The organism is Simplicispira lacusdiani, assembly GCF_003604195.1.
Taxonomy (GTDB): Bacteria; Pseudomonadota; Gammaproteobacteria; order Burkholderiales; family Burkholderiaceae_C; genus Simplicispira; species Simplicispira lacusdiani.
The window spans coordinates 67,305-89,164 of record NZ_QXGR01000003.1 but is presented as its reverse complement, the minus strand read 5'-3'; the positions used below and the strand labels follow the sequence as shown (position 1 = coordinate 89,164).

Below are 21,860 nucleotides of genomic sequence, written 5' to 3'. Positions count from 1 at the left end.
ATTGGCGCTTTCTGCGTAAGCGCTAGAGGCCAAAAACACTTGAAAAATGGAGCCCATGATGCAGTTTGAAACCCTGTCTGTTTCGCTGGAGAACCATATCGCCACCGTGCGCCTGAACCGCCCGGACAAGGCCAACGCCATGAGCGCCACCATGTGGCAGGAAATCCGCCAGGCCTTCCAGTGGGTGGACACCACGCCCGAGGCCCGCGTGGCCGTGCTGCAGGGCGAGGGCAAGCTGTTCACCGCCGGCATCGACCTGCAGATGATGATGGGCCTGGGCCCGCAGATCCAGAACGACTGCGACGGCCGCACACGCGAGGCGCTGCGCCGCGTCATCCTCGACCTGCAGGACACCCTGACCAGCCTGGAGCGCTGCCGCAAACCCGTGCTCGCGGCCATCCACGGCGGCTGCATCGGCGGCGGCATCGACCTCGTCACCTGCGCCGACATGCGCTACGCCAGCAGCGACGCCTACTTCACCATCAAGGAGATCGACATCGGCATGACCGCCGACGTGGGCACGCTGCAGCGCTTGCCCAAGCTGGTGGGCGAGGGCATCGTGCGCGAGCTGGCCTACACCGGCCGCCGGTTCGACGCACAGGAGGCCAAGGAGATCGGCCTGGTGAACCGCGTGTTCGAGAGCCGCGAGGCACTCTACGCCGGTGTGCACGAGATCGCCGCCACCATCGCCGCCAAGTCGCCGCTGTCCATCCGCGGCACCAAGGAGATGATCACCTACGCCCGCGACCATTCGGTGGCCGACAGCCTGAACTACATCGCCACCTGGAACGCCGCCATGCTCATGAGCCAGGACCTGACCGAGGCCATGATGTCCAACATGGCCAAGAAGGCGCCAAGCTTCAAGGACTGAGCGCCCACCGCCCAAGGGCCGTTGTGGCGGTCCTTGTGGCGGGGGAGGGGGCTTCAGTGGCTCGTGCCTTCGGAGCGCGTGATCTTGTTGTGCAGGTTGTATTTGCCCACCGGCTTGTCCATGGGAATGCGCTTGACCTCCTTGAAGGTGGCGGCATCGAAGACGACGATGGCGCCGCCGTCGGCCTTGCGCTCCCACAGGCTGGCCAGCACGTACTTGCCGTCACGCGTGAACTCCACGTGCGCCAGGGTCTTGCCCGGGTCGGTGCGGATGTCGGCCACGCGCTCCAGGGTGCGCTTGTCGATCACCTGCAGCGTGTCCTTGGCCTTGGGCGACATCATCGAGTCAGTCCAGGCGTAGGGGGTGTTCTCGTGGCTGCGCATGAAGAAGCCCGGGCCCAGCGTGGGGATGGTCTTGACCGTCTTCCAGGTTTCCAGGTCGATCACCGTCACCTGGCTCTCGTGCAGGCTGGGCGTGGCCATCACGGTGCGCTCGGGCGCGCCGGGCTGGGGGCGGTACTTCCAGGTGATGCCCGAGCCCAGGTGGGGCATGCCCGGGAGCTGCAGGTTGGCGATCTTCTTGCGCACGTCGAGGTGGATCACCTGGCCCTTGCCGGCCTCGCGGCTGGCACCCATGAGCTCGTCGTAGCTCTGGGTGAAGAAGAAGTCGTCGATGGGCTCCGACAGGTAGGTGCGGCGCGGGTTCAGGAAGCCCGGAATGAAGGCGCCTTCCTTGTAGAGGAAGTCGTGGATCACGCCGATCGGCACGTCGTCGGCCTTGGGGTTGTAGCTGATTTCCCAGACTTCGGGCACGTCCTTGAGCGCCGCGATGAAGCTTTGGCGCGGCGCCGCGTCGTACACGGCCGAGACGCGCGAGGTGCGGTTGCGGTCCTTGTTGAGCACCTGGTGTACCTTGAGCAGGTTCAGCTCGGCGTCGAGCAGCACCAGCGTGTGCGGCAGGTAGTTGGCCACGGCCACGTACTTGCCGTCGCCCGAGACAGCCAGGTTGCGCGTGTTGATGCCGGCGCGCACCTCGGCCACCACCTTCAGGTTCCAGATGTCGAACTTGGTGATCCAGCCGTCGCGCGAGGCGAAGAACACGTAGCGTCCGTCGGGCGTGAACTTCGGGCCGCCGTGCAGCGCGAAGCGCGAGGGAAAGCGGTGGATGGGTTCGAGCTTGTCGCCGTCGAGCACGGTGACATGGTTGTCGCCGGTTTCCACCACCAAGAAGAGGTTCATCATGTCCACGCCCTGGAAGATGGGCGCGGGCGTGGCGGGCAGGCTGCCCGGCGCGTGCTGGACGATGCGGGACGCCTTGATGTCGGCTTCCGTCATGGTGGGCGCCGGCACCACCGGGGTGTAGATATGCTCCGCCAGCGCCGCGATCTGCGCGTCGGTGAGCTGGCCGCCAAAGGCCGGCATTTGTGTGGCTGCGCGGCCCTCGCGGATCACCTTCAGGGCCTCGGCCTTGCGCAGGCGTGCGAGGCTTTCGGGCAGCAGTGCCGGGGCCGACTGGCCCAGCCGGCTGGCGCCGTGGCAGGCGGCGCAGTGCTGCTGGAACAGGGCGGCGGCGTCTTGCGCGCGCGCGGGCAGGCTGGTGGCCAGCAGCAGCGCGGTGGCGCCCAGCCATGCCAATGCGCGGGGCAGCGCGTGTCCGGCCTGGGGGGCGAGGGGGGGGCGGTTCAGGGTGTTCATGGGGGGGACCGTGCGTGTTGCGGCCCTGCGGGCACGCGCTGCGTGCCCGCAGGCAGGGGCGTGGCGCCTACTTGGTGCCGAAGATGCGGTCGCCCGCGTCGCCCAGGCCGGGCAGGATGTAGCCGTGGTCGTTCAGTTCGCGGTCGATGGCGGCGGTGTAGATCGGCACGTCGGGATGGGCCTTCTGCAGCGTGGCCACGCCTTCTGGCGCCGCCAGCAGGCAGACGAACTTGATCGAGCGGGGGTTGAGCTTTTTCAGGCGGTCCACGCAGGCAGCGGCCGAGTTGCCGGTGGCCAGCATGGGGTCCACCACGATGATGTCGCGCTCGTCCATCTCGGACGGCATCTTGAAGTAGTACTCCACGGGCTGCAGCGTGGCCGGATCGCGGTACAGGCCGATGTGGCCCACGCGTGCGCCGGGCACCACGTTGAGCATGCCGTCGAGAAAGCCGTTGCCGGCGCGCAGGATGGACACAAGCACGAGCTTCTTGCCGTCGATGACCTTGCCGGTCATGGTTTCGAGCGGGGTTTCGATCTGCACGTCCTGCAGCGGCATGTCGCGCGTGACCTCGTAGGCCATCAGGGTGCTCAGCTCGCCCAGCAGGCGGCGGAAACTGTTGGTGCTGGCGTCTTTCTTGCGCATCAGGGTCAGCTTGTGCTGCACCAGCGGGTGGTCGATGACGTGGACATTGCTCATGGCGGAATTCACTGCTTCGTGTAAGAGTCGGTAAACAAGCACTCAGTCTGCCAGAAATCGGGCGTAGCGCGGCAAGTCCACGTTGCCGCCGCTGATGATGATGCCCACGCGCGCGCCGCGGATGTCCACTCCCGCGTGCTGCGCGCCGGCGAAGGCCAGCGCACCCGTGGGCTCCACGACGATCTTCATGCGTTCCGCGAAGAAGCGCATGGCCTGCACGAGCTGCGGGTCGCTGGCGGTGACGATGCCCTCGGCCTCGCGCTGGATGATGTCGAAGGCGAGGGGGCCCAAGGCCTGTGCCTGGGCGCCATCGGCGATGGTGCTGCGCGGGTATGGAATGCGCACGATGTGCCCGGCGCGCAGCGACTGCTGGCCGTCATTGCCCGCTTCGGGTTCGACACCGTAGACACGGCACAGCGGCGCCACTGCCTTGGCCGCCAGCAGGCTGCCGGCGAGCTGGCCGCCACCGCCCACGCCCACGAACAGGTAGTCCAGCCGGGGCACTTCCTCCAGCAGCTCCAGCGCGGCCGTGCCCTGACCGGCGATGACGTGGATGTGCTCGGACGGCGGCACCAGCGTCATGCCGCGCTCCAGCGCCAGACGCTGGCAGATGGTCTCGCGGTCTTCGGTGACGGGGTTGTAGGTGGCCACCTGGGCGCCGTACTGGCGCGTGGCGGCCATCTTGGAGGCGGGCGCGTCCTCGGGCATGAGGATGAGCGCCGGCATGTCCAGCAGCCGCGCGGCCAGCGCGATGGCTTGCGCATGGTTGCCGGCGGAGAACGTGATGACGCCGCGCTCGCGCTGTTCGTCGTCGAACTGCGAAAGCGCGTTGAAGGCACCCCGGAACTTGAAGGCACCGGTGCGCTGCAGGTTCTCGCACTTGAAGAACAGCTGGGCCCCGAGCATCTCGTCGGCGGTGCTCGACCGCAGCACGGGCGTGCGATGCACCAGCCCCTTGAGATGGTGGGCTGCATTGATGACGTCTTGCGCGGTGGGCTGGAGCTGGGAGAGCAGGGTGGTCATGTCGGCATCCTCTGACGCCTGGCGAAGGCGCCAGGTTCTTGCCCCATCTTAGGCCGCAGGGGGGCATTTGGCAAAAAAATCACCCTGAAGGGCAGATGGGGCGTGCCCCAGCAGCTATGAAATTTGATGCAATCACAGCTCAGTCGCCGTTACCCATGTCCCCACCGCCATCGGATTCGCCATCGTCGTTCCCATCACCATCGCTGTGTCTGCTTTTGTCGGGATGGCTTTCGCAGCCGCCAAAGTCCTCGGCGTTGCCGCTGTAGCCAAGGTCGCAGAAACTGGTGCCTAGATGCTGCGTGGTATTGCTGCCCGGCCGGGGCTTGCGCCCATCGGCGGCCGTGCCTGGAAGGTAGTGGAAGCCGTCGGGAATGGCGAGCTTGGCATCGAGCGCGAACAATAGCGGCAGCCGACTTGGGGTTCGCGGCCGGATCGACTCGTCCTTGCAGGACCAGTACCAAGTGCGGCGCAAGCCATCGTTGTTGTGCGCCTTTTTTCCCAGTGCCATGGCGGGCGCATACTCGGGCACGAATCCCAGCGCGTCACGGCACCAGTCTTCGTAGGCGGTGCCCATCTGGGTGAAGGTGTGCCAGAGCGTGTCTACCGCCTTGGATGGAACGGCAACAAAGTTGCCATGGCTGCGCAGGCAAGCCACGAAGAACTGGCGCAGTCCTCGTTCCACCAATTCGCAATCTTTGGGCGAGAGGTTTGGATAGGTGTCGCGCAGGCGCCGCTTGAGGATTTGTGGAAACGCAGATTCGCGGACAAAACGCTCCCGCACGGCGTGCGTCCAGCGCTTCAGTGCCCACAGCGCCAGCAGCGTGAATATCAGATAGACGATCCAGCGCCACTGCGCGTCCCACCATCCGGCCAAGGCCCCCAAGAGCGCTAGCCCCCAGAGTGCCAGGGCGATGGCGGTGAGACTGATCCGCGCGGACAGTTTCAGGAGCAAGTATTCAAAGCCTGTCATGCCGGCTTCACCGCCTGCGGCCGCCGAACACGCTGCCCAGCACGCCGCGCAGGATCTCGCGGCCCAGCGTGGTGCCCATGGTGCGCACGGCCGACTTGGCCATAGTCTGTGCCAGCCCGTCGCGTCGGCCGCCGCGCGGGCCGGTGGAGCCGAACAGCACATCGTTGAGGCCGCCCAGCAGGCCGCCACCCTCGTCGGCCGGGGCGCCCGGGGCCGCCTTGCCGCCGGCCGCGCCGTCCTGGGCCTGGGCGGTCATCTGCTCCGCGCGGCCCTTGAGCTTTTCGTAGGCCGATTCGCGGTCCACCACTTTCTCGTAAACGCCCGCCACGAGCGAGCCCGCCATCAGCGCCTGGCGCTGCTGCGGCGTGACGGGGCCGATCTGGCTGCCCGGCGGCAGCACGTAAACGCGCTCGGTCACGCCGGGGCGGCCCTTGGCGTCGAGGAAGCTCACCAGCGCCTCGCCCACGGCCAGTTCGGTGATGGCGGTCTCGATGTCCAGCCCCGGGTTCTGGCGCATGGTGGTGGCCGTGGCCTTCACGGCCTTCTGGTCGCGCGGGGTGAAGGCGCGCAGCGCGTGCTGCACGCGGTTGCCGAGCTGGGCGAGCACGCTGTCGGGGATGTCCAGCGGGTTCTGCGTGACGAAATAGACGCCCACGCCCTTGGAGCGCACCAGGCGCACCACGAGTTCGATGCGCTCGACCAGCACCTTGGGCGCCTCGTTGAACAGCAGGTGGGCCTCGTCGAAGAAGAACACCAGCTTGGGCTTCTCGGGGTCGCCGATCTCGGGCAGCTGCTCGAACAGCTCGGACAGCATCCACAGCAGGAAGGTGGCGTACAGGCGCGGCGAGTTCATGAGCTTGTCGGCCGCCAGGATGTTCACCACGCCATGGCCGTTGGTGTCGGTCTGCATGAAGTCCTGGATGTCGAGCATGGGCTCGCCGAAGAACTGGTCGCCGCCCTGCTGCTCGATCTGCAGCAGCCCGCGCTGGATGGCGCCCACGCTGGCGGCGCTGATGTTGCCGTACTCGGTGGTGAACTCCTTGGCGTTGTCGCCCACGTACTGCAGCATGGCGCGCAGGTCCTTGAGGTCCAGCAGCAGCAGGCCGCTGTCGTCGGCGATCTTGAACACCAGGTTGAGCACGCCCAGCTGCGTCTCGTTGAGGTTGAGCATGCGGCCCAGCAGCAGCGGGCCCATGTCGGTCACGGTGGCGCGCACCGGATGGCCCTGCGCGCCGAACACGTCCCAGAGGGTGGTCGGGCAGGCCTGCGGCGCGGGCAGCGGGAGGCCGCGTTCCTGGAGCACGGCCGCCATCTTCTCGCCAATGCGTCCCGGCTGGCTGGCGCCGGTGAGGTCGCCCTTCACGTCGGCCATGAACACCGGCACGCCGATGCGCGAGAAACTCTCGGCCAGGGTTTGCAGCGTCACGGTCTTGCCCGTGCCCGTGGCGCCGGTGATCAGGCCGTGGCGGTTGGCCAACCCGGGCAGCAGGTGGCATTCGGTGGAGGCGTGCTTGGCAATCAGCAGGGGTTCGGCCATTTCGGGTTTCCTCGGGGGTATGGGCGCGGGCAAAAGTAAAATCGCTCCCAGTAGATTAAATCAATACAAAGGATTTCCCGTGGCCGGACACAGCAAATGGGCGAACATTCAGCACCGCAAGGGGCGCCAGGACGAGAAGCGCGGGAAGATCTGGACCCGCATCATCCGTGAAATCACCGTCGCTGCGCGCACCGGCGGTGGCGACCCCTCGGCCAACCCCCGCCTGCGCCTGGCCATCGAGAAGGCCAAGGCCGCCAACATGCCGGCCGACCGTGTCAAATACAACATCGACAAGGCCACCGGCAACGCCGAAGGCGTGAACTACGAGGAAATCCGCTACGAGGGCTACGGCATCGGTGGCGCCGCCATCATCGTCGACACCATGACCGACAACCGCGTGCGCACCGTGGCCGAGGTGCGCCACGCCTTCAGCAAGCACGGCGGCAACATGGGCACCGAAGGCTCGGTGGCCTTCCAGTTCAAGAACGTGGGCCAGATCATCTTCGCCCCCGGCACGAACGAGGACAAGGTCATGGAAGTGGCGCTCGAAGCCGGCGCCGACGACGTGGTCACCGACGAGGACGGCGCCATCGAGGTGCTGACCGCGCCCGCCGAGTTCGAGGCCGTGAAGAACGCCCTGGTGGCCGCCGGCCTCACGCCCGACGCGGCCGACGTGACCATGCGCCCCGACGTCACCATCGAGCTGGCCGGCGACGACGCCGCCCGCATGCAAAAGCTCCTGGATATCCTGGAAGACCTGGACGATGTGCAGGATGTCTTCCACAACGCCGCACTGTAAATAAAGCCCCCCATGAAAGTACTCGTCATCGGCGGCGGTGGCCGCGAACACGCCATCGCCTGGAAGCTCAGCCAGTCGCCCAAGGTCACGCGCGTCTTCGTGGCGCCGGGCAACGGCGGCACGGCGCTCTCCAGCCAGCTCGACAACATCGCCATCACCGACGTGCGCGCGCTGCGCGAGTGGGCGCAGAAGGAAAAGATCGGCCTGACGGTCGTCGGCCCCGAGGCGCCGCTGGCCGCCGGCGTGGTCGATGAATTCCGCGCCCACGGCCTGCGCATCTTCGGCCCCACCAAGGCCGCCGCGCAGCTGGAAAGCTCCAAGGCCTTCAGCAAGGCCTTCATGCGCCGCCACGGCATTCCCACGGCCGACTACGACACCTTCACCGACCCGGCCCTGGCCCACGCCTTCGTGGACCGCCTGGGCGCGCCCATCGTCATCAAGGCCGACGGCCTGGCGGCGGGCAAGGGCGTGGTGGTGGCCATGACGCTGCAGGAGGCCCACGACGCCGTGGACTTCATGCTGGTGGACAACAAGTACGGCGTGACGCACAACGAAGGCGGCGCGCGCGTCGTCATCGAGGAATTCCTCGCGGGCGAGGAGGCCAGCTTCATCGTGCTGTGCGACGGCAAGAACGTCGCCGCACTGGCCACCAGCCAGGACCACAAGCGCCTCAAGGACGGCGACCAGGGCCCCAACACCGGCGGCATGGGCGCCTATTCGCCTGCTCCGATAGTCACGGCCGACGTGCACGCCCGCGCCATGCGCGAGATCATCCTGCCCACCATCCGTGGCATGGAAAAGGACGGCATCCCCTACACCGGCTTCCTGTACGCCGGCCTCATGATCGACGCCCAGGGCCACCCCAAGACGCTGGAGTTCAACTGCCGCATGGGCGACCCCGAGACCCAGCCCATCATGATGCGTCTCAAGAGCGACCTGTGCGACCTGCTCGGCGCAGCCGTCGATGGCAAGCTCGACCAGGTCGAGCTGGAATGGGACCGCCGCACCGCGCTGGGCGTGGTGATGGCAGCGCATGGCTACCCCGAGGCGCCGCGCAAGGGCGACGCCATCACCGGCCTGCCGCAGGACCAGGATGACGCCATGGTGTTCCATGCCGGCACCGAGCTGGTGGACGGCGTGCCCCGCACCAGCGGCGGCCGCGTGCTGTGCGTGACGGCGCTGGCCGACAGCGTGCGCCAGGCCCAGCAACGCGCCTACGACGTGGCGCGCGGCATCCACTTCGACGGCGCCCAGTACCGCCACGACATCGGCCACCGCGCGATCAAGAGCACATGAACGGGCCTCTGCACAGCGAAAGCCAGGTGGCCCAGGTGCGCGGCTACCTGACGGGCCTGCAGGCGCGCATCATCGCCGCGCTGGAAGACCTGGAGGGCGAGGACGGCGCGCGCGCCGTGACCGACCCCTGGCGCAAGGAGCCCGGCGAGCCGCTGCAGGGCGACGGCATCACCCGCATCATCGAGGGGGGCCGCGTGTTCGAGCGCGCGGGCTGCGGCTTCTCGCACGTGCGCGGCGCCAAGCTGCCAGCCTCGGCCACGCAGCATCGCCCCGAGCTGGCGGGCGCGCCGTTCGAGGCCATGGGCGTCTCGCTCGTGTTCCACCCGCGCAACCCCTATGTGCCCACGGTGCACATGAACGTGCGCATGATCGCGGCGGGCCAGCCCGGCAAGGCGCCCGTGTGCTGGTTCGGCGGTGGCATGGACCTCACGCCCTACTACGGCTTCGAGGAAGACGTGGTGCATTTCCACCGCACCTGCCGCGATGCGCTGGCGCCCTTCGGCGACGACAAGTACCCGCGCTTCAAGCAATGGTGCGATGAATACTTCTACCTCAAGCACCGCAACGAGCAGCGCGGCGTGGGCGGCGTGTTCTTCGACGACTTCTCCGAACTGGGTTTCGGGCAGAGCCTGGCCATGACCCAGGCCGTGGGCGACGCCTTCCTGAACGCCTATCTGCCCATCGTGGAGCGCCGCGAGGGCACGGCCTACGGCGAGCGCGAGCGCGACTTCCAGCTCTACCGGCGCGGCCGCTATGTCGAGTTCAACCTGGTCTGGGACCGGGGCACCCACTTCGGCCTGCAGTCGGGCGGGCGCACCGAGTCCATCCTGCTGTCCATGCCGCCGCTGGCGGCCTGGGCCTACCGCCGCGAGGCCGCCGAAGGCACGCCCGAGGCCGAGCTGACCCGGCGCTTCCTGGTGCGGCGCGACTGGCTCTGAAAGCCGGCCCACTATAATTTCAATAGCTTGAGGCGCTTGCTCTGCCTGCCCTAGGGCCTAAAAATGCTTCAAATGCCCTGCGGCGCGCAGGCGCAACACCCTGGGTGCATTGCCGCTGGTGACGCGCGGCGTTGCACGCTATATTGACCACCACCACCTTTGAATCTCCACCTGATGACCACCACCAAAACCTCGGAAACCGCCGCGAAGAAAGACGTCACCAAGCTCCAGCGCGCCATTGTCGATGGCCTGGAGGATGTCAAGGCGCAAGACATCCAGGTCTTCAACACCGAGCATCTGTCGCCGCTGTTCGAGCGGGTCATCGTGGCATCGGGCACGTCCAACCGCCAGACCAAGGCCCTGGCCGCCAGCGTGCGCGACAAGGTGAAGGACGCCGGGTTCGCCAAGCCGCGCATCGAGGGCGAGGACAACGGCGAGTGGATCATCGTGGACTGCGGCTCCGCCGTGGCCCACATCATGCAGCCCACCATCCGCCAGTACTACCGTCTGGAAGAGCTGTGGGGCGACACCCCCGTGCGCCTGAAGCTTGGCGCCGCCAAGCCCGCCGCTCCGGCCAAGAAGGCTCCCGCGAAGAAGAAGGCCGCCGCCGCGCCCGAGGTGCCCGCGCGCAAGCCGGGCAAGCCCAAGGCCGCCGAACCCGTGGCCGCCAAGGCACCGGCCAAGGCCGCCGCCAAGAAGGCGCCCATGAAGAAGGCTCCCGCCAAGACCGCCGCTGCCAAGGCCCCCGCCACCAAGGCACCGGCCGCCAAGAAGGCAGTCAAGACCGTGGTGGTCAAGCCCACGGCCAAGAAGCCGGCCGCGAAGAAGGCCGCCGGCAAGGCCCCCGTGGCGGCCAAGTCCACCGCCAAGCCCGCCGCCAAGAAGGCAGCCGGCCGAAGCGGCAAGGCCTGACCCCGCATAGCAGCACAGGCATCCCATGAAGCTGCTCATCGTGGCGGTGGGCCAGCGGGTGCCCGACTGGGCGCAAACCGCCTATGACGATTACGCCAAGCGCTTTCCGCCCGAACTCAAGGTGGAGCTCAAGGCCGTCAAGACCGAGCCGCGCGGCTCCAAGACGCTGGAAACCCTCTACGCCGCCGAGCGCGAGCGCATCGAGGCGGCCATTCCGCGCGGCACGCGCGTGGTGGCGCTGGACGAGCGCGGCACCAACCTCACCACCAAGGCCCTGGCCGAGCGTCTCAAGGGCTGGCAGCTGGGCGGCGACGACGTGGCCCTGGTCATCGGCGGCCCCGATGGCCTGGACCCGGCCTTCCGCCAGGCGGCGCACGAGCGCATCCGCCTGTCCGACCTGACCCTGCCGCACGCCATGGTGCGCGTGCTGCTGATCGAGCAGCTCTACCGCGCCTGGTCGGTGAACGCCGGCCATCCTTACCACCGCGAATAGCGCCATGGTCGTGCGCCAGATGCTATTGAATACATAGCTAATGGCGCTTTGTGGATAAGCCCTGGACCCGTTTTTCATCCATATATTCCATGCCCGACTTCATCTACCTTGCCTCGCAAAGCCCCCGGCGCAGCCAGTTGCTCAGCCAGTTGGGCGTGCGCCATGAACTGCTGCTGCCCAACGTGGCGGGCGATGTGCCGGAAGATGCCGAGGCCATCGAGGCTGTTCTGCCGGGCGAGCCCCCGGCCGACTACGTCGAGCGTGTCACGGCCCTCAAGCTCGACGCGGCGGTGCAGCGCCACGCCCGCCGGGGCCTGCCCGACGCGCCCATTCTGTGCTCGGACACCACCGTCACCATGGGCGCCGCCATCTACGGCAAGCCGGACGATGCCCAGGATGCCCGGCGCATGCTGGCCGAGCTGTCGGGCCGCACGCACCGCGTGCTCACCGCCGTGGCGGTGCAGGCCGGCGGGCACCGGCTGACCGCGCTGTCGGTCTCGCACGTCACCTTCGCCGAACTCACGCCCGGGCAGATTGACGCCTATGTGGACACTGGCGAACCCCTGGGCAAGGCCGGTGCCTATGGCATCCAGGGGCATGCGGGGGCCTTCATTCCGCACCTGAGCGGCAGTTATTCGGGCATCATGGGACTCCCCCTGTACGAAACCACGCAACTGCTGCGCGCCGCAGGCCTGCGCCTCTGACCCCCCCGCCACCATGCAACAAGACATTCTCATCAACTGGTCGCCCCAGGAAACCCGTGTCGCCGTGGTGGAGAACGGCGCGGTGCAGGAGCTGCACATCGAGCGCACGCTCGAACGCGGCCTGGTGGGGAATGTCTACCTTGGCAAGGTCTCGCGCGTGCTGCCGGGCATGCAGTCGGCTTTCATCGACATCGGGCTGGAGCGCGCGGCCTTCCTGCACGTGGCCGACGTGTGGCAGCGCCAGGAGGGCGGCGAGGCCCCGATGTTCGCGCGCAAGGAGCCGCAGCTGCCCATCGAGAAACAGGTGTTCGAGGGCCAGTCGCTCATGGTGCAGGTCATCAAGGACCCCATTGGCAGCAAGGGCGCGCGCCTGTCCACGCAGATCAGCATCGCCGGGCGGCTGCTGGTGTTCCTGCCGCAGGATGACCATGTGGGCGTCTCGCAGAAGATCCCGGTGGCCGAGCGCGACGCGCTGCGCGCCCGCCTGCAGGCCCTGGTGGGCGACAAGGCCTCGGGCGGCGGTGGCGGCTTCATCCTGCGCACCAATGGCGAGGACGCGAGCGACGCCGAGCTGGCCGAGGACATCGCCTACCTGCGCAAGACCTGGGCGCGCACCAAGGAGGCGTCGCTGCGCCTGCCGCCCACCTCGTTGCTGCACCAGGACCTGGACCTGCTGCAGCGCGTGCTGCGCGACCTGGTGGGCGAGCACACCCAGGCCATCCGCATCGACTCCACCGAGCAGTTCCACCGCCTGCGCGCCTTCGGCCAGGAGTTCATGCCCCAGGCGGCCGCCAAGCTGCAGCATTACAAGGGCGAGCGCCCCATCTTCGACCTGTATTCCATCGACGAGGAAATCGCCCGCGCGCTGGGCCGGCGCGTCGATCTGAAGTCCGGCGGCTACCTCATCATCGACCAGACCGAGGCGCTCACCACCATCGACGTGAACACCGGCGGTTACGTCGGCGCGCGCAATTTCGACGACACCATCTTCAAGACCAACCTGGAGGCGGCCGGCGCCATCGCGCGCCAGCTGCGTCTGCGCAACCTGGGCGGCATCATCATCGTGGACTTCATCGACATGGCGCGCGAAGCCCACCAGGACGCCGTGCTGACCGAATTCCGCAAACAACTCGCGCGCGACCGCGTCAAGACCATGGCCGGCGGGTTCTCGCAGCTGGGCCTGGTGGAGATGACGCGCAAGCGCACGCGCGAATCGCTGGCCCACATGCTGTGCGAGCCCTGCGCGGCTTGCCAGGGCCGGGGCGCTGTGCGCACCGCGCGCAGCGTGGCCTACGACATCCTGCGCGAGATCCTGCGCGAGGCCCGCCAGTTCAACCCGCGCGAATTCCGCGTGGTGGCCGCGCCCCAGGTGGTGGAACTGCTGCTGGACGAGGAAAGCCCGCACCTGGCCGGGCTGTCGGACTTCATCCGCAAGCCCATCTCGCTGCAGTCCGAGGCGGCGATGGGGCAGGAGCAGTACGACATCGTGCTGCTGTGAGGTGCCGGAGCTTCTTGCCCGCCCATGAATGCGTGCCCGGGGTCAGGCATCGCCGATGGAAACGTTCGGTGTTCTGGATGCGGGACTCTTTGGAACGCGGTAGCGCAGCTCGGCGAATCCTGTTCCCATTTGCCTGACCGAGGCCAGTTGCAGCGGCGGGCTGGTCAGACGGCGCGGGAACAAAGGCTTGCCTTTCCCCAGCGTGACGGACCCTACCTGAACGATGATCTCATCCAGGAGCCCTGCGTCGTAGAACTGGCCGGCGAGATCTCCTCCGCCGACCACCCAAATGTTCTTGTCTCCGGCGGCCGCACGCATGGCGGCATGCGCAAGCTGAACGCTGCCGCGCGCGAAGTGCAGAGTGGCGCCAGCGACTGAGGGCAGGGTTCTGCTGGAAAAGACCCAGGTGGGTTGGCTGTACGGCCAACTGGAACCGGTTTCCGCCGCGACCGTGTGTGCGTGGCGCAGCATCCACTCGTAGGTGGAGGAGCCCATCGCCAGGGCTCCGACCTCGGCGATGAAGGACGGATAACCAGTGTCGTTGATGTCGCCGAGCGGAAACAGCCAATCGATGGAGTCATCTTCCGTCGCGAGGAAGCCATCGAGGCTGGTGGCGGTATAGAACTGCGTTTTCATACGATGGCGGGGAGAGTGGTGCCATCTAGCGTAATCCATTGCGCAGACCCTACGGGCAAGCTGGACGATACCGGACGCCCTGGCGCCCCGGGCGACGCCAGCGCGGCGCCAGGCGCCCGTGCCGCCCCAAACCCTCACGCCGACAGCGCGTGCAGCAGCTCCGTCTCGATCTCGATCTGCCGCAGGTTGTTCTGCAGTTCCGGGCCTTGCACCAGGAAAGTGTCTTCCACGCGCTCGCCCAGGGTGCTGACCTTGGCCAGTTGCACGCTCAGGTTGTGCCGCGCCAGTACGCGGGCCACGAGGTAGAGCAGGCCGGCGCGGTCGCTGGCTGAGATGCCCAGCAGCCAGCGCTGCGCCTTTTCGTCGGGGCGCAACGTGACGCGGGGGGTGATGGGAAAGCTCTTGACGCGGCGTGACACGCGCTTGCGCCCGGGTTCGGGCAGGGGGCCGTTCTGCACGATGGCCTGGGTGAGGTCGTTCTCCACCATGTGCGTGAGTTCGCGGTAGTGCCCCTGCAGCGAGGCACTGACGACCTGGAAGGTGTCGAGCGCGTAGCCGTTGGTGGCGGTGTGCACCCGCGCGTCGAGGATGGAGAAGCCCGCGCGGTCGAAGTAGCCGCAGATGCGCGCGAACAGGTCGCGCTGGTCGGGCGCGTACACCAGCACCTGCAGCCCTTCGCCCGCGAGCGACTGGCGCGCGCGCACCACGGGCTGCTGCGTGCCCACGTGGCGCGAGAGGTGGCGCGTGTGCCAGGCGATGTCTGCGGCCTCGTGGCGCATGAAATAGCTCACGTCCAGCGTGTCCCACAGCTTCTTGTGCGCCTCGAAGGGCAGGGCGCTCAGGGCCAGCAGCACCAGGGCCTCGCGCTTGCGCGCCTCGATCATGGCCTCGGCGTCGGGCGCGCGCCCACCCAGCACGCGCAGCGTGGCGCGGTACAGGTCTTCGAGCAGCTTGCCCTTCCAGGCATTCCACACCTTGGGGCTGGTGCCCCGGATGTCGGCCACGGTGAGCAGGTACAGCGCGGTGAGGTAGCGCTCGTTGCCCACGCGCTGGGCGAAGGCGGTGATGACGTCGGGGTCGGACAGGTCCTGCTTCTGTGCCACGTTGCTCATGGTGAGGTGCTCGCGCACCAGGAACTCGATGAGCCGGGCGTCTTCGCGCGCCACGCCGTGCTGGCGGCAGAAGCGGCGCACTTCCATGGCGCCGATCTGCGAGTGGTCGCCGCCGCGCCCCTTGCCGATGTCGTGGAACAGCGCGGCCACGAACAGCACCCAGGGCTTGTCCCAGCCGCCCGCGAGCTGCGAGCAGAACGGGTACTCGTGCGCGTGCTCGGCGATGAAGAAGCGCCGCGCGTTGCGCAGCACCATGAGGATGTGCTGGTCCACGGTGTAGGCGTGGAACAGGTCGTGCTGCATCTGCCCGACGATGCGGCGGAACGGCCAGAGGTAGCGCCCGAGCACCGAGGTCTGGTTCATCAGCCGCATGGCGTGCGTGATGCCCGAGGGCTGCTGCAGGATGCGCATGAAGGTGGCGCGGTTCACCGGGTCGCGCCGGAAGGCGGCGTCCATCACGCCGCGCGCGTTGTAGAGCGCGCGCAGCGTGCGCGCCGAGAGGTTCTGCAACCCGGTGGAGCTTTGGTAGAGCAGGAAGGTTTCGAGGATGGCGTGCGGGTCGCGCTGGTACAGGTCGTCGCTGGCCACCTCGATCATGCCGCCCTTGTCCAGAAAACGCTCGTTGATGGGCTGGGGCGCCTGCGTGGACGGGTTCAGGCGCTCCTCGATGTTGAGCAGCAGGATTTGGCAGAGCTGCGACACGGCCTTGGCCGCCCAGTAGTAGCGGCGCATTAGCGCCTCGCTGGCGCGCATGGGCAGTCGCGTGCCGTCGGGCGCCTGCGAGCGGTGGCCCAGCGATTCGGCCACGGCGGTCTGCAGGTCGAACACCAGCCGGTCCTCGCGCCGCCCGGCCAGGGCGTGCAGGCGCGCGCGCACCATGAACAGCAGGGCCTCGTTGCGCTGGATCTGGCGCACCTCGTAGCTGGTGGCCAGGCCGCTGGCGGCCAGTTCCTGCCAGCTGCGGCCCAGGCCGGCGGCGCGCGCCACCCACAGGATGAGGTGCAGGTCGCGCAGGCCGCCGGGGGATTCCTTGCAGTTGGGTTCGAGCGCGTAGGGGGTGTTCTCGTACTTGGTGTGGCGCTGGCGCATCTCCAGCGTCTTGGCCGTGAGGAAGGCGTGGGGGTCGAGGTTTGCACCAAATTGGTGCTCGAAGCGGGTGAACAGCGCGGCATCGCCGTACACATGGCGCGCTTCGAGCAGCGAGGTCTGCACCGTCACGTCGCCAGCGGCCTCGGCCAGGCATTCCTCCACGGTGCGCACGCTGGAGCCGATTTCCAGCCCCGCGTCCCAGCAACTGCGGATGAAGCCCTCGATCTGGGCGCGCACGGCCTCGGGCTCTGGCAGATCGCCGGGCAGCAGCACCAGCACGTCGATGTCGGAGCAGGGAAAGAGCTGCTCGCGGCCGTAGCCGCCCACGGCGGCCAGCGCCAGCCCCGGGGGTAGGGCCGCGCGCCGCCACAGCGCGCACAGCAGGCCGTCGGCCAGGCGCGAGAGCTTGCGCAGCAGCACATGGATGCCGCGCGAGGAGTTGCCCTGGGCCAGCAGCGCGGTCAGCAGGTTTTTCTTTTGGAGGCGGTAGGCGTCGCGCAGGGCGTGGAGTTCGGTCATGGCCACAGTCCCATGCAAGAAACGTGCACGACCGATGCGGGTTCAGGTCGCGGTGGCCGTGACGAAGGAGGGCAGCGCGGGCGAGCCCGCCGAGAGCGTCATCACCTCGTAGCCCGTGGGCGTGACGAGTACGGTGTGCTCCCACTGCGCCGAGAGGCTGCGGTCCTTGGTGACGATGGTCCAGCCGTCGTTGCCGAATTCCTTGATCTCGCGCCGGCCGGCGTTGATCATGGGCTCGATGGTGAACACCATGCCGGGCTTGAGCTCTTCGAGCGTGCCGGGGCGGCCGTAGTGCAGCACCTGGGGTTCTTCATGGAAGTTCTTGCCGATGCCGTGGCCGCAGAACTCGCGCACGATCGAGAAACCATGTCCTTCGGCGAACTTCTGGATGGCGTGGCCGATGTCACCCAGGCGCGCGCCGGGCTTGACCTGCAGGATGCCGTGCCACATGGCCTCGAAGGTGATGGCGCACAGGCGCTTGGCGGCGATCGAGCATTCGCCGATCAGGTACATGCGGCTGTTGTCGCCGTACCAGCCGTCCTTGGTGATGACGGTGACATCCACGTTCACGATGTCGCCCTTCTTCAGCGGCTTGTCGTTCGGGATGCCGTGGCACACCACATGGTTGACCGAGGTGCACAGCGAGGCAGGGTAGGCCGGGTAGCCCGGAGGCTGGTAGCCGATGGTGGCCGAGATGGTGCCCTGTTGGGCCATGCATTCGGCGCCGAGGCGGTCGATTTCCGCCGTGGTGATGCCCGGCTGGATATGGGGCGCGATGTAGTCCAGGACTTCCGAGGCCAGGCGGCACGCCAGGCGCATGCCTTCAATGTCCGCAGCGTCTTTGATAGTGATGCTCATGGGGTGGAATTATCCCATCGGCCCCGGGTTCCTGCTGGCCACCGTCTGCGCGGCGCGGCCCGCGCCCGGTAAAATGCCGGGCTTCGATCGCGCGGGCCGCCGCCCGGCCATTCTCTCCCTTACCACCTACCCAGGCCGTCAACGTGACCTTGCACCTGACCACGATTGCGGGCGGCAACGCCCTCAGCCCCTTTCGCGCCCAGCAACTCCAGCCCGCACTCGAAGCAATCCATCCGAAGATCGCCGCCATCGCGGCGCGCTTCGTGCACCTGGTGGCCACCGACGCGGCCCCCACGCCCGAGCAGCAGGAGCGCCTGACCGCGCTGCTGACCTATGGCGACCCGTACCAGGGCCCGCTGGATGGCGCGGCCATCATCGTCACGCCGCGCCTGGGCACGGTGTCGCCCTGGGCCTCCAAGGCCACCGACATCGCGCACAACTGCGGGCTGCCGCTGCGCCGCGTCGAGCGCGCCACCGAATACCGCATCCAGATGGCCTCCAGCCTGCTGGGTAAGCCCACGCTGAGCGCCGAGCAACTGGCCCAGGTGGCCGCGCTCTTGCACGACCGCATGACCGAGTCCGTGCTGTTCGACTTGGCCGACGCGCAGGCGCTGTTCTCCGAGCTGCCGCCCCAGCCCATGGAGCATGTGGACGTGCTGGCGGGCGGCCGCGCCGCGCTGGAGGCCGCCAACACCCAGTGGGGCCTGGCGCTGGCCGACGACGAGATCGACTACCTGGTCAACGCCTTCCAGGGGCTCAAGCGCAACCCCACCGACGTGGAGCTGATGATGTTCGCGCAGGCCAACAGCGAGCACTGCCGCCACAAGATCTTCAACGCCCAGTTCACCATCGACGGCGTGGCGCAAGAGAAGTCGCTGTTCGGCATGATCCGCAACACGCACCAGTTGGCGCCCCAGCACACGGTGGTGGCGTACTCCGACAACGCCTCGGTGATGGAAGGCCATACTGTTGAGCGCTTTGTAGCCAAAATGGCCTCTAGCGCTCAAGGGGCAAGCGCTACAAGCTATGAAAAAGAGAGCGTTCTCCAGCATGTGCTGATGAAGGTGGAGACGCACAACCACCCCACGGCGATTTCGCCCTTCCCCGGCGCCTCCACCGGCGCGGGCGGCGAGATCCGCGACGAAGGCGCCACCGGGCGTGGTTCCGAGCCCAAGGCGGGCCTGACCGGCTTCACGGTGTCCAAGCTCTGGGGCGGCGCGTCCGACCAGCCCGGCGGCAAGCCGGGCCACATCGCCAGCCCGCTGCAGATCATGACCGAGGGGCCGCTGGGCGGCGCCGCGTTCAACAACGAGTTCGGCCGTCCCAACCTGGCGGGCTACTTCCGCGAGTACGAGCAGACCGTGGCCGGCGTGGCGCGCGGCTACCACAAGCCCATCATGATCGCGGGCGGCCTGGGCAGCATCGACGCCCGGCTCACGCAGAAGATCGAATTCCCCGCCGGCTCGCTGCTGGTGCAGCTGGGCGGCCCGGGCATGCGCATCGGCATGGGCGGCAGCGCGGCCAGCTCCATGGCCACGGGCCAGAACGCGGCCGAGCTGGACTTCGACTCCGTGCAGCGCGGCAACCCCGAGATCGAGCGCCGTGCGCAGGAGGTCATCAACCACTGCTGGGCGCAGGGCGAGGCCAACCCCATCCTGGCCATCCACGACGTGGGCGCGGGCGGCCTGTCCAACGCCTTCCCCGAGCTGACGAACGACGCGGGCCGGGGCGCGCGCTTCGACCTGCGCGCCGTGCAGCTCGAAGAATCGGGCATGGCACCCAAGGAAATCTGGAGCAACGAGAGCCAGGAGCGCTACGTGCTGGCCATCGCGCCCGAGTCGCTGGAGCTGTTCCGCGCCTTCTGCGAGCGCGAGCGCTGCCCCTTCGCCGTGATCGGCACCGCCACCGAGGCGCGCCAGCTCGTGCTGGAAGACACCGCCGCGCAGGCCGCCGATCAGAAGCTGCCCGTGGACATGCCCATGTCCGTGCTGCTGGGCAAGCCGCCCAAGATGCACCGCGACGTGACCACCGTGCAGCGCCAGTTCACGCCCATCGACCTGACCGGCGTGCCGCTGCAGAAGGCCGTGATCGACGTGCTGAGCCACCCCACCGTGGCCTCCAAGCGCTTCCTCATCACCATCGGCGACCGCACCGTGGGCGGCCTCACGCACCGCGACCAGATGGTCGGCCCCTGGCAGGTGCCCGTGGCCGACTGCGCCGTCACGCTGGCCGACTACGCCGGTTTTGCCGGCGAAGCCATGGCCATGGGCGAGCGCACGCCGCTGGCCGCCATCAACGCCCCGGCCTCGGGCCGCATGGCGGTGGCCGAAGCCATCACCAACCTGCTGGCCGCGCCCATCGAGCTGCCGCGCGTCAAGCTTAGCGCCAACTGGATGGCCGCTTGCGGCGAGAGCGGCGAGGACGCCGCGCTCTACGAAACCGTCAAGGCCGTGGGCTTGGAGCTGTGCCCGCAACTGGGCGTCAGCATCCCCGTGGGCAAGGATTCGCTGTCCATGCGCACGCAGTGGAACGAGGGCGACGCGCAGAAGAAGGTGGTCTCGCCCGTGAGCCTGATCGTGAGCAGCTTCGCCACGCTGCAGGACGTGCGCGGCACGCTCACGCCCCAGCTCGACGCCACCGAAGAAGACACCACGCTGGTGCTGGTGGATCTGGGCAAGGGCCAGTGCCGCATGGGCGGCAGCATTCTGGGCCAGGTGCTCGACCAGGCCGGTGACACCGTGCCCGACCTCGACGACGCCAAGGACCTGGTGAACCTGGTGAACGCCGTGAACGCGCTGCGCGCGCAGGGCCGCATCCTGGCCTACCACGACCGCAGCGACGGCGGCCTGCTCGCCACTGTGGCCGAGATGGCCTTCGCCGGCCATGTGGGCGTGGCGCTGAACGTGGACATGCTGGTCACCGAGGGCGACGGCATCACCGACAGCCGCATGGACGCGGGCGACGCCAAGAACTGGGCTGGCCAGATCAGCGCGCGCCGCGAGGAACTCACGCTCAAGGCCTTGTTCAACGAGGAACTGGGCGTGGTGCTGCAGGTGCGCACGAGCGAGCGCAACGAGGTGATGCAGACGCTGCGCGAGCACGGCCTGTCCATCTGCAGCCACTTCGTCGGCAAGACGCGGCCGCTGTCCAGCACCATCGCCGCGGGCAAAGGCGAGCTGCAGGTCTGGCGCGATGCCAAGAGCGTGTTCAGCGCCAAGCTGGAAGATCTGCACCAGGTCTGGGACAGCGTGAGCTGGCAGATCTGCCAGCGCCGCGACAACCCCGCCTGCGCGGATGCCGAGCACGCCGCCGCCGGCGCGCCGGCCGACCCTGGTCTGCATGTGCACCTGACGTTCGACCCGGCCCAGGACGTGGCCGCGCCGTATCTGAACCTTTCCAAACCCAAGGTGGCCGTGCTGCGCGAGCAGGGCGTGAACTCGCACGTGGAAATGGCCTACGCCTTCACCGAGGCGGGCTTCGAGGCGCACGACGTGCACATGACCGATCTGCAGAGCGGCCGGGCGCGCCTGGAGGACTTCAAGGGCATCGTGGCCTGCGGCGGCTTCAGCTACGGCGACACGCTGGGCGCGGGCATCGGCTGGGCGCGCTCCATCACCTTCAACCGCGTGCTGGCCGAGCAGTTCCAGGGCTTCTTCGCCCGCCAGGACACCTTCGGCCTGGGCGTGTGCAACGGCTGCCAGATGTTCGCCGAATTGGCCGACATCATCCCCGGCGCGCAGGACTGGCCGCGCTTCACCACCAACCAGAGCGAGCGTTTCGAGGCCCGCCTGTCGCTGGTGGAAGTGCTCGAATCGCCCAGCCTGTTCCTGCAAGGCATGGCGGGCAGCCGCCTGCCCATCGCCGTGGCGCACGGCGAGGGCTACGCCAACTTCAAGTACCGGGGCAACGCCGACAAGGCCATCGCCGCCATGCGCTTCGTGGACAACGGTGGCGCAGCCACCGAGCAGTACCCGTTCAACCCCAACGGCAGCCCTGGCGGCCTGACAGCGGTGACCACGGCAGACGGCCGCTTCACGGCCATGATGCCGCACCCCGAGCGCGTGTTCCGCAACATCCAGATGAGCTGGATGGACCACGCCGCCGCTGGCGGCCAGGCGGCTTTCAGCCCCTGGATGCGCCTGTGGCGCAATGCGCGCAAGTGGGTGGGTTGATTCGATTTAGTCACGCTTCACTACAAAAACCATAGCTTCCGG

General features: G+C 67.9%; 16 protein-coding genes and 2 pseudogenes. 10 read left to right on the top strand and 8 right to left on the bottom strand.

From position 1 onward, the window contains the following. Window positions 1-55 precede the first annotated feature (55 nt). A complete protein-coding gene (locus D8S75_RS04955; RefSeq protein WP_119965100.1) occupies window positions 56-871 on the top strand; it encodes a crotonase/enoyl-CoA hydratase family protein in 816 nt (271 codons plus the stop codon). Between the two features lie 53 nt (window positions 872-924). On the opposite strand, the gene D8S75_RS04950 is transcribed toward D8S75_RS04955, so the two are convergent. From D8S75_RS04950 to D8S75_RS04930, 5 genes are all read right to left on the bottom strand, one after another. Next, on the bottom strand, window positions 925-2,565 hold the full coding sequence (locus tag D8S75_RS04950; RefSeq protein WP_119964849.1) for a cytochrome D1 domain-containing protein: 1,641 nt from the start codon (window positions 2,563-2,565) through the stop codon (window positions 925-927). Window positions 2,566-2,632: 67 nt separating this feature from the next. Further along, the gene (gene upp, locus D8S75_RS04945; protein WP_119964848.1) at window positions 2,633-3,262 is read right to left on the bottom strand and encodes a uracil phosphoribosyltransferase; all 630 of its coding nucleotides are present in this window, start codon (window positions 3,260-3,262) and stop codon (window positions 2,633-2,635) included. Between the two features lie 42 nt (window positions 3,263-3,304). Then, window positions 3,305-4,285, bottom strand: coding sequence for a threo-3-hydroxy-L-aspartate ammonia-lyase (locus D8S75_RS04940; RefSeq protein ID WP_119964847.1), 981 nt, complete (start codon window positions 4,283-4,285; stop codon window positions 3,305-3,307). Between the two features lie 139 nt (window positions 4,286-4,424). Further along, complete coding sequence (locus D8S75_RS04935) at window positions 4,425-5,255, bottom strand: UCP032817 domain-containing protein (RefSeq protein WP_119964846.1); 831 nt, start codon at window positions 5,253-5,255, stop codon at window positions 4,425-4,427. Between the two features lie 7 nt (window positions 5,256-5,262). Then, a complete protein-coding gene (locus tag D8S75_RS04930; RefSeq protein ID WP_119964845.1) occupies window positions 5,263-6,792 on the bottom strand; it encodes a helicase HerA-like domain-containing protein in 1,530 nt (509 codons plus the stop codon). Window positions 6,793-6,871: 79 nt separating this feature from the next. On the opposite strand from D8S75_RS04930, the gene D8S75_RS04925 reads away from it, so the two are divergent. From D8S75_RS04925 to D8S75_RS17920, 8 genes and pseudogenes are all read left to right on the top strand, one after another. Continuing rightward, window positions 6,872-7,591: a YebC/PmpR family DNA-binding transcriptional regulator gene (locus tag D8S75_RS04925; protein WP_119964844.1), complete on the top strand. Its 720-nt coding sequence runs from the start codon at window positions 6,872-6,874 to the stop codon at window positions 7,589-7,591. A 12-nt stretch (window positions 7,592-7,603) separates the two neighbouring features. Continuing rightward, window positions 7,604-8,887: a phosphoribosylamine--glycine ligase gene (purD, locus tag D8S75_RS04920; RefSeq protein ID WP_119964843.1), complete on the top strand. Its 1,284-nt coding sequence runs from the start codon at window positions 7,604-7,606 to the stop codon at window positions 8,885-8,887. Continuing rightward, the gene (gene hemF / locus D8S75_RS04915) at window positions 8,884-9,825 is read left to right on the top strand and encodes an oxygen-dependent coproporphyrinogen oxidase (RefSeq protein WP_119964842.1); all 942 of its coding nucleotides are present in this window, start codon (window positions 8,884-8,886) and stop codon (window positions 9,823-9,825) included. Before purD ends, hemF begins: the two co-directional genes overlap by 4 nt. Before the next feature lie 174 nt (window positions 9,826-9,999). Next, window positions 10,000-10,737 carry a ribosome silencing factor gene (gene rsfS / locus D8S75_RS04910; RefSeq protein WP_119964841.1) on the top strand — a complete coding sequence of 246 codons (738 nt, stop codon included), beginning with the start codon at window positions 10,000-10,002 and terminating at the stop codon, window positions 10,735-10,737. A gap of 25 nt (window positions 10,738-10,762) precedes the next feature. Further along, window positions 10,763-11,230, top strand: coding sequence for a 23S rRNA (pseudouridine(1915)-N(3))-methyltransferase RlmH (rlmH, locus tag D8S75_RS04905; protein WP_007858784.1), 468 nt, complete (start codon window positions 10,763-10,765; stop codon window positions 11,228-11,230). Between the two features lie 89 nt (window positions 11,231-11,319). Beyond that, window positions 11,320-11,934, top strand: coding sequence for a Maf family protein (locus tag D8S75_RS04900; protein ID WP_119964840.1), 615 nt, complete (start codon window positions 11,320-11,322; stop codon window positions 11,932-11,934). 13 nt (window positions 11,935-11,947) lie between these two features. Then, entirely contained in the window at window positions 11,948-13,432 is a 1,485-nt protein-coding gene (rng, locus tag D8S75_RS04895) for a ribonuclease G (protein ID WP_119964839.1), read from the top strand. Between the two features lie 24 nt (window positions 13,433-13,456). Then, window positions 13,457-13,507: pseudogene (locus tag D8S75_RS17920) on the top strand (hypothetical protein); the annotation flags it as partial. Between the two features lie 6 nt (window positions 13,508-13,513). Here the strand turns inward: D8S75_RS17920 and D8S75_RS04890 are convergent. From D8S75_RS04890 to map, 3 genes and pseudogenes are all read right to left on the bottom strand, one after another. Continuing rightward, window positions 13,514-14,068 (bottom strand): annotated as a pseudogene (locus D8S75_RS04890) (dihydrofolate reductase family protein); the annotation flags it as partial. 134 nt (window positions 14,069-14,202) lie between these two features. Then, a complete protein-coding gene (locus tag D8S75_RS04885; protein WP_119964837.1) occupies window positions 14,203-16,788 on the bottom strand; it encodes a [protein-PII] uridylyltransferase in 2,586 nt (861 codons plus the stop codon). 42 nt (window positions 16,789-16,830) lie between these two features. Continuing rightward, window positions 16,831-17,646, bottom strand: coding sequence for a type I methionyl aminopeptidase (map, locus tag D8S75_RS04880; RefSeq protein ID WP_119964836.1), 816 nt, complete (start codon window positions 17,644-17,646; stop codon window positions 16,831-16,833). A 143-nt stretch (window positions 17,647-17,789) separates the two neighbouring features. Between map and purL the strand changes: the two genes are divergently transcribed. Next, complete coding sequence (purL, locus tag D8S75_RS04875; RefSeq protein WP_119964835.1) at window positions 17,790-21,818, top strand: phosphoribosylformylglycinamidine synthase; 4,029 nt, start codon at window positions 17,790-17,792, stop codon at window positions 21,816-21,818. Window positions 21,819-21,860: the final 42 nt, after the last annotated feature.